The organism is Cupriavidus sp. 05N38, from assembly GCF_056397345.1.
Map to the genome: position 1 here is coordinate 1 of NZ_JBFTNF010000020.1, position 12,577 is coordinate 12,577.

12 protein-coding genes and 1 pseudogene are annotated in these 12,577 nt (G+C 65.4%); all 13 read left to right on the forward strand.

Annotated elements, in window-relative coordinates:
* Positions 1-158: pseudogene (sdhB, locus tag AC1DK4_RS16305) on the forward strand (succinate dehydrogenase iron-sulfur subunit); the annotation flags it as partial.
* Positions 159-237: 79 nt separating this feature from the next.
* Positions 238-525 carry an FAD assembly factor SdhE gene (locus tag AC1DK4_RS16310; protein ID WP_441619291.1) on the forward strand — a complete coding sequence of 96 codons (288 nt, stop codon included), beginning with the start codon at positions 238-240 and terminating at the stop codon, positions 523-525.
* A gap of 41 nt (positions 526-566) precedes the next feature.
* On the forward strand, positions 567-1,868 hold the full coding sequence (gene gltA / locus AC1DK4_RS16315) for a citrate synthase (protein WP_441619293.1): 1,302 nt from the start codon (positions 567-569) through the stop codon (positions 1,866-1,868).
* A 526-nt stretch (positions 1,869-2,394) separates the two neighbouring features.
* Positions 2,395-3,510, forward strand: coding sequence for a branched-chain amino acid ABC transporter substrate-binding protein (locus AC1DK4_RS16320; protein WP_441619295.1), 1,116 nt, complete (start codon positions 2,395-2,397; stop codon positions 3,508-3,510).
* 143 nt (positions 3,511-3,653) lie between these two features.
* A complete protein-coding gene (livH, locus tag AC1DK4_RS16325; RefSeq protein ID WP_441619297.1) occupies positions 3,654-4,580 on the forward strand; it encodes a high-affinity branched-chain amino acid ABC transporter permease LivH in 927 nt (308 codons plus the stop codon).
* Between the two features lie 10 nt (positions 4,581-4,590).
* Positions 4,591-5,835, forward strand: coding sequence for a high-affinity branched-chain amino acid ABC transporter permease LivM (locus tag AC1DK4_RS16330; protein WP_441619299.1), 1,245 nt, complete (start codon positions 4,591-4,593; stop codon positions 5,833-5,835).
* On the forward strand, positions 5,832-6,626 hold the full coding sequence (gene livG / locus AC1DK4_RS16335) for a high-affinity branched-chain amino acid ABC transporter ATP-binding protein LivG (RefSeq protein WP_441619301.1): 795 nt from the start codon (positions 5,832-5,834) through the stop codon (positions 6,624-6,626). The genes AC1DK4_RS16330 and livG overlap by 4 nt, the downstream gene beginning before the upstream one ends.
* Positions 6,627-7,328, forward strand: coding sequence for an ABC transporter ATP-binding protein (locus AC1DK4_RS16340; RefSeq protein WP_441643647.1), 702 nt, complete (start codon positions 6,627-6,629; stop codon positions 7,326-7,328).
* 276 nt (positions 7,329-7,604) lie between these two features.
* Positions 7,605-9,014, forward strand: coding sequence for a 3-isopropylmalate dehydratase large subunit (gene leuC / locus AC1DK4_RS16345; RefSeq protein ID WP_441650416.1), 1,410 nt, complete (start codon positions 7,605-7,607; stop codon positions 9,012-9,014).
* Between the two features lie 37 nt (positions 9,015-9,051).
* Entirely contained in the window at positions 9,052-9,180 is a 129-nt protein-coding gene (locus AC1DK4_RS16350) for an entericidin A/B family lipoprotein (RefSeq protein ID WP_441619307.1), read from the forward strand.
* Between the two features lie 10 nt (positions 9,181-9,190).
* Entirely contained in the window at positions 9,191-9,841 is a 651-nt protein-coding gene (leuD, locus tag AC1DK4_RS16355; RefSeq protein ID WP_441619308.1) for a 3-isopropylmalate dehydratase small subunit, read from the forward strand.
* Positions 9,842-9,882: 41 nt separating this feature from the next.
* A complete protein-coding gene (gene leuB / locus AC1DK4_RS16360) occupies positions 9,883-10,950 on the forward strand; it encodes a 3-isopropylmalate dehydrogenase (RefSeq protein ID WP_441619310.1) in 1,068 nt (355 codons plus the stop codon).
* 354 nt (positions 10,951-11,304) lie between these two features.
* Positions 11,305-12,441 (forward strand): aspartate-semialdehyde dehydrogenase, encoded by a 1,137-nt coding sequence (gene asd / locus AC1DK4_RS16365; protein WP_441619312.1) that lies wholly within the window; start codon positions 11,305-11,307, stop codon positions 12,439-12,441.
* Positions 12,442-12,577: the final 136 nt, after the last annotated feature.

Sequence of the window (12,577 nt, forward strand, 5' to 3'; positions counted from 1 at the left end):
ACCAGGCCACCAGCCAGCGCCTGGACGACCTGAACGACCCGTACCGCCTGTTCCGTTGCCACAGCATCATGAACTGCGTCGACGTCTGCCCGAAGGGGCTGAATCCGACCAAGGCCATCGGCAAGATCAAGGAGCTGATGGTTCGCCGCTCGGTCTGACCGCGCGGTGGTTGTAAGCGGCGCGTCAGTCCGGGCTATCAATATGCAGTCCGGACCGGCGCGCCGGAAGTAGGGACCTATGACCGAAAGTGTTTCCCCCAGTTTCTCCCACCAGGCCGATCCGCACCGGCGTGCGCGACTGCGCTGGCGCGCGCGGCGCGGCCTCCTGGAGAACGACATCATCGTCGAACGTTTTTTCAACCGTTACGAAGAAAGCCTCTCCGACCAGGACGTGGCCGCGCTCTCTGAGCTGTTCGAGCTGAGCGACAACGAGTTGATGGACCTGCTGCTTGCCCGCAAGGAGCTGGACGGTGAGCTCGACACGCCCCCGATGCAGCGCGTCATCTCCATGCTGCGTTCGGTCTGAGTATCGTCAACATTATTAGTCAAGCATTTGAAGGAACCGACATGACACCGTCCGATGTGAAAGCCACGCTATCGTTTTCCGATGGTACCCCCAGCGTTGAGCTGCCGATTTACACCGGTACCGTAGGCCCGGACGTGATCGATATTCGCAAGCTGTACGGTCAAACCGGTAAGTTCACCTACGACCCCGGTTTCATGTCGACGGCTTCTTGCAATTCGAAGATCACCTATATCGACGGCGACAAGGGCGAGCTGCTGTACCGCGGCTACCCGATCGAGCAGCTKGCCACCAAGTGCGATCACCTGGAAACCTGCTACCTGCTGCTCAAGGGCGAACTGCCCAACGCCAAGCAGAAGGAAGAATTCGTCGGCGCCGTGATGAACCACACCATGGTTCACGAGCAGATGCAGTTCTTCCTGCGCGGCTTCCGCCGCGACGCGCACCCGATGGCCGTGCTGACCGGGCTGGTGGGCGCCATGAGCGCGTTCTACCACGACGCCATGGACATCGACGATCCGCACCAGCGCGAAATCTCGGCGATCCGCCTGATCGCCAAGATGCCGACCCTGGTCGCCATGGCCTACAAGTACAACATCGGCCAGCCGTACGTCTATCCGCAGAACGACCTGTCCTACTCGGGCAACTTCATGCGCATGATGTTCAGCACCCCGTGCGCACCGTACACCGTGAACCCGGTGCTCGAGCGCGCCCTGGACCGCATCTTCATCCTGCACGCGGACCACGAGCAGAACGCTTCGACCTCGACCGTGCGCCTGGCCGGCTCGTCGGGCACCAACCCGTTCGCCGCCATCGCCGCCGGCGTGGCCTGCCTGTGGGGCCCGGCTCACGGCGGTGCCAACGAGGCAGCGCTGAAGATGCTCGAGGAAATCGGCGGCGTCGAGAACATCACCGAGTTCATCAAGCAGGTCAAGGACAAGAACTCGGGCGTGCGCCTGATGGGCTTTGGCCACCGCGTGTACAAGAACTACGACCCGCGCGCCAAGCTGATGCGCGAAACCTGCCACGAAGTGCTGAACGAACTGGGCCTGCACAACGACCCGCTGTTCAAGCTGGCGATGGAGCTGGAAAAGATCGCGCTGGAAGACGAGTACTTCGTCAGCCGCAAGCTGTACCCGAACGTCGATTTCTACTCGGGTATCGTGCAGCGCGCGCTGGGCATCCCGACCTCGCTGTTCACCTGCATCTTCGCGCTGGCCCGCACCCCGGGCTGGATCTCGCAGTGGGAAGAGATGATCACCGATCCGGAGTACAAGATCGGCCGTCCGCGCCAGCTGTTCAACGGTGCGGCCAGCCGCGACGTGCCGGATATCGGCAAGCGCTGATCTTCGTCCCGGGCGGCCGTGCGGCCGCCTGTGGCAGCGCAGCAATACCAGACGCCCCGGCTTGCCGGGGCGTTTGTCATTCAAGGCCGAGGTCGGCTTGTGCGTTGCGGGAGGATTATTGCCGGAAAGGTGGCGAAGTCGGCAATTTCCGATGATTTGTGCTGTGGTTATGCCAATATGATCCGCATTAATTGTGCGAATTTGGCGTCAGGCAGGAGGTTTGACCCTGTAATGCGGGCTGCTTTGCCGACGGCAGCCGGGCCACCCTTCCGGACTGCGTCGCGGCGAGCGGGGCAGGCGAATCACCTGCGCAATAGAGAACGCATCAACGTTGTCTTCCGAACCAAGGCCCTCCGCCACTGCGGGGGGCTGACACATGCCGGGCCCCGCACACGCTTTCTCTTGTCTTCGTCGGCCCGTCTTCCGCGTCTCGGGCGTCTTCTCGGTAGTAGCTCGCGGGTGTTGTTCGATTGCGCAGGTCATGTCGCCTCAAGCCCATGACCAATAAATAATCGAGGAGCTCCTGATGACGCTGTCCCGTCTTACGTCCATCTCCCTGGCCACCGCACTGGTGGCCTTCGGCGCCGCCGCCAACGCGGAAACCATCAAGATCGCCATCGCCGGCCCCATGAGCGGCTCGGTTGCCCAGTACGGCGACATGGTCAAGGCTGGTGCGCTGACCGCCATCGAACAGATCAACGCGGCCGGCGGCGCCGGCGGCAACAAGTTCGAAGTGGTGCTGATGGACGACGCCTGCGAACCGAAGCAGGCCGTTGCCGTCGCCAACAAGATCGTGAGCCAGAAGATCAAGTACGTGATCGGCCACGTGTGCTCGGGCTCCACCATCCCGGCCTCGGACATCTACGAGAACGAAGGCATCGTGATGGTGACGCCGTCGGCGACCGCGCCGCAGCTCACCGAGAACAAGAAGCGCAAGTTCATCTTCCGCACCATCGGCCGCGACGATCAGCAAGGCCCGGCCGCCGCCCAGTACATCATCGGCAAGGTCAAGCCCAAGAAGGTCGCGATCCTGCACGACAAGCAGTCGTACGGCCAGGGCATCGCCTCGTCGGTGAAGAAGGACCTGGAAGCCGCCAAGATCCCGGTGGCCGTGTTCGAAGGCATCAACGCCGGCGACTCCGACTACTCCGCCGTGATCACCAAGCTGAAGTCGCAGGGCGTGGACTTCGTCTACTTCGGCGGCTACCACCCCGAAATGGGCTTGCTGCTGCGCCAGGCGCGCGAGCAGGGCGTCAAGGCGACGTTCATGGGTCCCGAAGGCGTGGGCAACAAGGACGTGACGGCCATCGCCGGCCCGTCGTCGGAAGGCATGCTGGTCACGCTGCCGGCCGATTTCTCCGCCGACCCGGCCAATGCCGCGCTGGTCAAGGCGTTCGCCGACAAGAAGCGCGACGCCAACGGCCCGTTCCAGATGCCGGCGTACGCCGCGGTCCAGATCATCGGCGACGCCATTGCCGGCGCCAAGAGCACGGACCCGACCAAGGTTGCCGCCTATATGCACAAGAACGCTTTCCAGACCCCGATCGGCAAGGTCGAGTACGACGCCCAGGGTGATCTGAAGTCGTTCAAGTTCGTCGTCTTCACCTGGCACAAGGACGCCACCAAGACTGCTGCCAACTAAGCCGCACTCCGGCTTCGCGCGCCCCGCCCGGAACACCGGCGGGGCGTTTTGGTATCGGGCTGCCGGCCCGGCCGGCCCGCGCTCCACGGCATGACCGCGGCGCGGCGGGGCATTTCCGGTTTCAAAGTTATGGGGCTTCCCGCATGAACGAGTTCCTTCCACAGTTCACCCAGCAGCTGGTCAACGGCCTGACGCTGGGTGCGATCTATGCGCTGATCGCCATCGGCTACACCATGGTCTACGGCATCATCGGCATGATCAATTTTGCCCACGGCGAGATCTACATGATCGGTGCCTATGTGGGCCTGGTGACGCTCACCGCGATCGGCGCGCAGGCGGGCTATCCGCTGCCGCTGGTGCTGGGCGCCGCCTTGCTGGTATCGGTGCTGGTCACCGGCCTGTACGGCTTCGCCGTCGAGCGGGTGGCCTACCGGCCCTTGCGTGGCGGGCCACGGCTGGTGCCGCTGATCTCCGCCATCGGCATGTCCATCTTCCTGCAGAACTACGTGCAGATCGGGCAGGGCGCGCGCGACGTCTCCGTGCCCGTGCTGATCTCCGGCGCCATCGAGTTCCAGATGGGCAGCGACTTCACCGTGACCGTGCCGTATTCGCGCCTGCTGATCGTGGGCGTGACGCTGGTGCTGATGATCGCGCTGACGCTGTTCATCGGCCACTCGCGCATGGGCCGCGCCTGCCGCGCCTGCGCCGAGGACATGCGCATGGCCAACCTGCTTGGCATCGACACCAACCGCGTGATCTCCTTCACCTTCGTGCTCGGCGCGATGCTGGCGGCGGTGGGCGGCGTGCTGATCGGCCTGAGCATTGGCAAGCTCAATCCCTTCATCGGCTTCGTGGCGGGCATCAAGGCCTTCACCGCGGCGGTGCTGGGCGGCATCGGCAGCATTCCCGGCGCCATGCTGGGCGGCGTGCTGCTGGGCCTGGCCGAGACCTTCGCCACGGGCTACATGCCGGCCGAGTACAAGGACGTCGTTGCCTTCGGCCTGCTGGTGCTGATCCTGCTGTTCCGCCCGACCGGCCTGCTAGGCAAGCCGGACGTGGAAAAAGTCTGAGGAGCGCGAGATGAGAAACGATGCATCCATGGGGCAATCCCTCAAGAACGCCATCACCGCGGCCGTCATGACCGCCATCCTCACGGTGCCGATACTCGGGCTGCAGCTCAAGCTCGAAGGCTACAAGGTGGTGTTCGAGCCGCACTGGCAGCCGGTCTGGCTGGCGGTCGGCGCGGTATTCCTGTTCCAGCTGTTCAAGCCGCTGTTCCAGCGCGCCGGCGCCGGCATCAAGCTGCCGAGTGTGCCAGCGCTGGGCGCCGGGCAGCAGCGCAAGGCGATCTGGCTGCTGCTGGCCGTCGGGCTGGTGTTTCCGTTCTTCGGCTCGCGCGGCGCGGTGGACGTGGCCACGCTGGCGCTGATCTACGTGATCCTCGGCCTCGGGCTGAATATCGTGGTGGGCTACGCCGGGCTGCTCGACCTGGGCTACGTGGGCTTCTACGCGGTGGGCGGCTACACCTATGCGCTGCTCAACCAGTATTTCGGCCTGACGTTCTGGGAGTGCCTGCCGATCGCGGCCGGCATGTCGGCGACCTTCGGTTTCCTGCTGGGCTTCCCGGTGCTGCGCCTGCGCGGCGACTACCTGGCCATCGTCACGCTGGGCTTCGGCGAGATCATCCGCCTGCTGCTCAACAACCTGACCAGCCTCACCGGCGGCCCGGACGGCGTCTCGGGCATTCCGAAGCCGAGCGTGTTCGGCATCGAGATGGCGCGCAGCGCCAGCGTGGAGGGCGTGAAGACGTTCCATGAGCTGCTCGGGTGGGAATACAGCGGCGAGCACATGGTGATCTTCCTCTACCTGCTCGCGCTGCTGCTGGTGGCGTTCACGCTGTTCGTGACGAGCCGGCTGATCCGCATGCCGATGGGGCGCGCGTGGGAAGCGCTGCGCGAGGACGAGATCGCCTGCCGCTCGCTGGGCCTGAACCCGACCCGCATCAAGCTGTCGGCGTTCACGCTGGGCGCGGCCTTCGCCGGGCTGGGCGGCGCCTTCTTCGCGGCGCGCCAGGGCCTGGTCAATCCCGAGTCGTTCACCTTCATCGAGTCCGCGCTGATCCTGGCGGTGGTGGTGCTGGGCGGCATGGGTTCGCAGCTGGGCGTGATCCTGGCCGCCATCCTGCTGACCGCGCTGCCCGAGGTGGCGCGCGGCTTCGCCGAATACCGCATGCTGATCTTCGGCCTGGTGATGGTGCTGATGATGATGTGGCGTCCGCAGGGCCTGCTGCCCGCGAGCCGCCCCCATGTGGAGTTGCCGCAATGAGCCAGGCACAGCAAGTACAACAGGCGCAACCGGAACTGCTGAAGGTCTCCGGCCTGCAGATGCGCTTCGGCGGCCTGCTCGCCGTCGACGGCATCGATTTCGACGTGCGCCGCGACGAGGTGTTCGCCATCATCGGACCGAACGGCGCCGGCAAGACCACGGTGTTCAACTGCGTGGGCGGCTTCTACAAGCCCACCGCGGGCGAGGTCACGCTGGACGGGCATTCAATCGCCCGCCTGCCGAGCCACCAGGTGGCGCGCCGCGGCCTGGTGCGCACCTTCCAGAACATCCGGCTGTTCAAGCAGCTCACGGTGGTCGAGAACCTGCTGGTGGCGCAGCACCTGCAGGTGCGCGCCGGGCTGCTGCGCGGCCTGTTCGCCACGCCGGCCTACCGCCGTGCCGAGCGCGAGGCGCTCGAGCGTGCCGCGGTGTGGCTCGAGCGCATGGGCCTGCGCCATGTCGCCAACCGCGAGGCGGGCACGCTGTCCTACGGCCACCAGCGGCGGCTCGAGATCGCGCGCTGCATGATCACCAACCCGCGCCTGCTGATGCTCGACGAGCCGGCCGCCGGCCTCAACCCGCAGGAGAAGGTCGAGCTGTCGCGGCTGATCGACCAGCTGCGCCGCGAGTTCAACATCTCGGTGCTGCTGATCGAGCACGACATGAGCCTGGTGATGGGCGTGTCCGACCGCATCCTGGTGATGGAGCACGGCCGCCCGATCGTGATCGGCAAGCCGGCGGAAGTGCGCAACGACCCGCGCGTGATCAAGGCCTACCTGGGAGAGGACTAAATGCTGAAGCTGGAACAGGTCCATACCCACTACGGCGCCATCGAGGCGCTGTCCGGCGTATCGATCGAAGTGAACAAGGGCGAGATCGTCACGCTGATCGGCAGCAACGGCGCCGGCAAGACCACCCTGATGATGACGGTGTGCGGCTCGCCGCGCGCCTCGAGCGGGCGCGTGCTGTTCGAAGGGCAGGACATCACGCGCATGCCCACCCACGAGATCATGCGGCTCGGCATGGCGATCTCGCCGGAAGGGCGGCGCGTGTTTCCCAGCCTGACCGTGCTGGAGAACCTCAAGATGGGCGGCTTCTTCGGCAAGCGCGACGAGGTCGAGGCGGGCATCGAGCATGTCTACACGCTGTTCCCGCGCCTCAAGCAGCGCTCGGGCCAGCGCGCCGGCACCATGTCCGGCGGCGAGCAGCAGATGCTGGCGATTGGCCGCGCGCTGATGAGCCGGCCGCGCCTGCTGCTGCTCGACGAGCCCACGCTCGGCCTGGCGCCGCTGGTGATCGCGCAGATCTTCGACATCATCCGCACCATCCGCGCGGAGGGCGTCACGGTGTTCCTGGTCGAGCAGAACGCCAACAAGGCGCTGGGCGTGGCCGACCGCGGCTATGTGCTGGAAACGGGGCGCGTGGTGCTGGCCGATACGGGCGCCAACCTGCTGGCCAACGACCGCATCAAGAGCGCCTACCTGGGCGGCTGACCTCTGGCGCTCTTCCCCACGGCGGGGGAGGGCGCCAGCCCCTTTTCGCCATCGGCGAAATCCCCCTTTCGCCAATCACATTACATCGACAGGCCCGATCCGCCCGGGCGGGGCCCGGCCGCGCGGTATCGCTGTGGCATAATCGATTGTGATGTCAAGCATCGCTGCAAGCTGCATTTCCTGCACGCATTTGCCGCGACAAAACCTCCCCGCAAACTACCGCGCGACGCCGCCAACCGTGCAGTACCGAACGGTCCCGGCCCGCCCTCCTGCATCATGGCCAAGACGCTTTACGACAAACTTTGGGATGACCACACCGTGCACGTCGAGGACGACGGCACGACGATGCTGTATATCGATCGTCATCTGCTGCACGAAGTCACCAGCCCGCAGGCATTCGAAGGCCTGAAGATCGCGCAGCGTCCGGTCTGGCGCATCAGCGCCAACCTGGCCGTGTCGGACCACAATGTGCCGACCACCGACCGCACCCAGGGCATTGCCGACCCGGTCTCGAAGCTGCAGGTGGACACGCTGGACGCCAATTGCGATGCGTACGGCATCACCCAGTTCAAGATGAACGACCTGCGCCAGGGCATCGTGCACGTGATCGGGCCGGAGCAGGGCGCCACGCTGCCGGGCATGACGGTGGTGTGCGGCGACTCGCATACCAGCACGCATGGCGCGTTCGGCGCGCTGGCGCACGGCATCGGCACCTCCGAAGTGGAGCACGTGCTGGCCACGCAGACGCTGCTGGGCAAGAAGGCCAAGAACATGCTGGTGCGCGTGGAAGGCAAGCTGCCGCGCGGCTGCACCGCCAAGGACATCGTGCTGGCCATCATCGGCAAGATCGGCACCGCCGGCGGCACCGGCTACACCATCGAGTTCGCCGGTTCGGCCATCCGCGAGCTGACCATGGAAGGGCGCATGACGGTGTGCAACATGGCCATCGAAGCTGGTGCCCGCGCCGGCCTGGTGGCCGTGGACGACATCACGCTCGACTACGTCAAGGGCCGCCCCTTCTCGCCGCAGGGCGTGGAATGGGACCATGCAGTGGCCTACTGGCGCACGCTGCATTCCGACGCAGGCGCGCATTTCGACCAGGTGGTGGAACTGCGCGCGGAAGACGTCCGCCCGCAAGTGACCTGGGGCACTTCGCCCGAGATGGTGGTCAGCATCGAAGACCGCGTGCCGGATCCCGAGAAGGAGAAGGACCCGAACAAGCGCAACGCCATGGAGCGCGCGCTCGAGTACATGGGGCTGCAGCCCAATGTGCCGGTCGACAGCATCAAGATCGACAAGGTCTTCATCGGTTCCTGCACCAACAGCCGCATCGAGGACATGCGCGCCGCGGCGTGGGTCGTGCAGAAGCTGGGCCGCCGCGTGGCCGGCAACGTCAAGCTGGCGATGGTGGTGCCGGGCTCCGGGCTGGTCAAGGAGCAGGCCGAGCGCGAAGGGCTGGACAAGGTCTTCAAGGCCGCCGGTTTCGAATGGCGCGAACCGGGCTGCTCCATGTGCCTGGCCATGAACGCCGACCGCCTCGATCCGGGCGAGCGCTGCGCATCGACCTCGAACCGCAACTTCGAAGGCCGGCAGGGCGCGGGCGGACGCACGCACCTGGTGAGCCCGGCGATGGCTGCCGCGGCCGCCATCGAGGGCCATTTCGTGGACATCCGCCAGCTCGGCTGAACCGCCGGCCCAAGGCAACAATACGCGCAGTCCCATCATGAAACACGCCCTGATCGTCCTCGCATGCTTCGGCATGCTGCAACTCGCCGGCTGCCACACCATGGCCGGCGTTGGCAAGGACACGCAGGCTGTGGGCCGTTCGCTCGAGAACGCGGCCCGCAAGTAAGGAACCGACCATGGACAAGTTCACTGTACACAGCGGGCTCACGGTGCCCCTGGACCGCGAGAACGTCGACACCGACGCCATCATCCCGAAGCAATTCCTCAAGTCGATCAAGCGCACCGGCTTCGGCCCGAACCTGTTCGACGAATGGCGCTACAAGGACGTGGGCGAGCCCGGCCAGGACAACAGCCGCCGTCCGCTCAACCCGGACTTCGTGCTGAACCAGCCGCGCTACCAGGGCGCGTCGATCCTGCTGGCGCGCCGCAACTTCGGCTGCGGCAGCTCGCGCGAGCACGCGCCGTGGGCACTCACGCAATACGGCTTCCGCGCCGTGATCGCGCCGAGCTTTGCCGACATCTTCTTCAACAACTGCTACAAGAACGGCCTGCTGCCGGTGGCGCTGACCGAGTTGCAGGTCGACCACCTGTTCAACGAGACCAACGCGTTCAACGGCTACAAGCTGACCATCGACCTGGACAAGCAGGTGGTGCTCACGCCGGGCGGCGATGCCTATGCGTTCGACATCGCGCCGTTCCGCAAGTACTGCATGCTCAACGGCTTCGACGACATCGGCCTGACGCTGCGCCATGCCGACAAGATCAAGGCATACGAGGCGGAGCGCGTGACGAAGATGCCGTGGCTGAACAACCGCGTGGTCGGCTGAGCCGCCGCAGATCGCCGAAGACAATACAAGGAAGACACAGCATGAAAATCGCAGTCCTGCCGGGTGACGGCATCGGTCCCGAGATCATCGCGGAGGCCGTCAAGGTCCTGAACGCGCTCGACGAGAAGTTCGAGCTGGAAACCGCCCCGGTGGGCGGCGCCGGCTACGAGGCCAGCGGCCATCCGCTGCCCGACGCCACGCTCAAGCTGGCCAAGGAAGCCGACGCCATCCTGTTCGGCGCCGTGGGCGACTGGAAATACGACAAGCTCGACCGCCCGCTGCGTCCCGAGCAGGCCATCCTCGGCCTGCGCAAGCACCTGCAGCTGTTCGCCAACTTCCGCCCGGCGATCTGCTATCCGGAGCTGACGGGCGCTTCGAGCCTGAAGCCCGAGCTGGTGGCCGGCCTGGACATCCTGATCGTGCGCGAGCTCAACGGCGACATCTACTTCGGTCAGCCGCGCGGCATGCGCGAAGCACCGGACGGTCCTTTCCAGGGCGCGCGCGAAGGCTTCGACACCATGCGCTACAGCGAGCCGGAAATCCGCCGCATCGCGCACGTGGCCTTCCAGGCCGCGGCCAAGCGCGGCAAGAAGCTGTGCAGCGTGGACAAGGCCAACGTGCTCGAGACCTTCCAGTTCTGGAAGGACATCGTGATCGAAGTGCACAAGGAATACCCCGAAGTCGAGCTGTCGCACATGTACGTGGACAACGCGGCCATGCAGCTGGTCAAGGCGCCCAAGAGCTTCGACGTGATCGTCACCGGCAATATGTTCGGCGACATCCTGTCGGACGAGGCAGCCATGCTGACCGGCTCGATCGGCATGCTGCCGTCGGCTTCGCTGGACGCCAACAACAAGGGCCTGTACGAGCCGTCGCACGGCTCGGCGCCGGACATCGCCGGCAAGGGCGTGGCCAACCCGCTGGCCACCATCCTGTCGGCGGCGATGATGCTGCGCTACTCGCTGGGCCGCGCCGGGCAGGCCGACCGCATCGAGAACGCGGTCAAGACGGTGCTGGCCCAGGGCTACCGCACCGGCGACATCCTGACGCCGGGCTGCAAGCAGGTCGGCACGCGCGAGATGGGCGACGCCGTCCTGGCGGCCCTGTAAGCGGCGTGCGCCAAGGATCAAGGCAGTAAGTTGAAAAGGCGTCCCATGTGGCGCCTTTTCTTCTGGTTTTCTTTAATTTGTCCCCGATTTCCCGCGTGTGGCACTGCCGCAAAATCGTGTAGACTTTGTCGATGGTCCGAATCTTCCAGTCCCCCTCGACTGCCAGCGCCCTCCTGACTGCTACCCGCAGCCCGGCCGGCCTGGGTTCGCACGGCCACCCGCTTACCGCAACGACGATTAAAACCATTACCAAAACGATCGGCTAGATCGTTCGTCGTGCCTGCTCGTCTTCCCCGCGCAGTCACGTCGGGCGAGGAAAGCGCGGGGAAGTTCAAATCACATCCGAGGTAAGTCATGATTGTAGGTCTCGTCGGTTGGCGAGGAATGGTCGGCAGCGTCCTGATGCAGCGCATGCAGGAAGAGCGTGATTTCGACCATATCGAGCCCGTATTCTTCAGCACGTCCAACGCCGGCGGCCAAGCCCCGGCCATGGCCAAGAACGAAACCACGCTGAAAGACGCCAACGATATCGATGCACTGCGCAAGTGCGATGTCGTCCTCACCGCCCAGGGCGGCGACTACACCAACGAAGTCTTCCCGCAGTTGCGGGCGGCTGGCTGGAAGGGCTACTGGATCGACGCGGCGTCTTCGCTGCGCATGAAGGACGATGCCATCATCGTGCTCGACCCGGTCAACCTCGGCGTGATCAAGGATGCGCTGTCCAAGGGCGTGAAGAACTTCGTCGGCGGCAACTGCACGGTCAGCTGCATGATGATGGGCCTGGGCGGCCTGTTCCAGCACGACCTGATCGAGTGGATGACCTCCATGACCTACCAGGCGGCCTCGGGCGGCGGCGCGCAGCACATGCGCGAACTGCTGACCCAGTTCGGCACGCTCAACGCCTCGGTCAAGCCGCTGCTGGACAATCCGGCCTCGGCGATCCTGGAGATCGACCGCACCATCCTGGCGACCCAGCATGGCCTGTCGGCAGACGAAACCAAGCAGTTCGGCGTCCCCCTGGCCGGCAACCTGATCCCCTGGATCGACAAGGACCTGGGCAACGGCGTGTCGAAGGAAGAGTGGAAGGGCGGCGCCGAGACCAACAAGATCCTGGGTCGCGGCGAAGGTTTCGTCGGTGCGACCGGCGCCTCGCCGATCGCCGTCGATGGCCTGTGCGTGCGTATCGGCGCCATGCGCTGCCACTCGCAGGCGCTGACCATCAAGCTGCGCCGCGACGTGCCGCTCGATGAGATCGAAGGCATGCTGGCCGACAACAACCAGTGGGCCAAGGTCGTGCCGAACACGCGCGAGGCCAGCGTGACCGACCTCACGCCGGCTGCCGTCACCGGCACGCTGACCATCCCGGTCGGCCGCCTGCGCAAGATGCAGATGGGTGGCGAGTACCTGTCGGCCTTCACCGTCGGCGACCAGCTGCTGTGGGGCGCCGCCGAGCCGCTGCGCCGCATGCTGCGCATCCTGATCGAAGCCTGACGGGGTTTGCCGCCCGGGCCGCCGGAGAAGCCATGTCTCGAAACATGGCGCCTTGCGGCGGACCCGGCACTCCGGGGTTTCGTTGCTGGCAGGCAACAGAAACCCCCGCTTTGAGGATAACGCCGCGCCTGTGCGC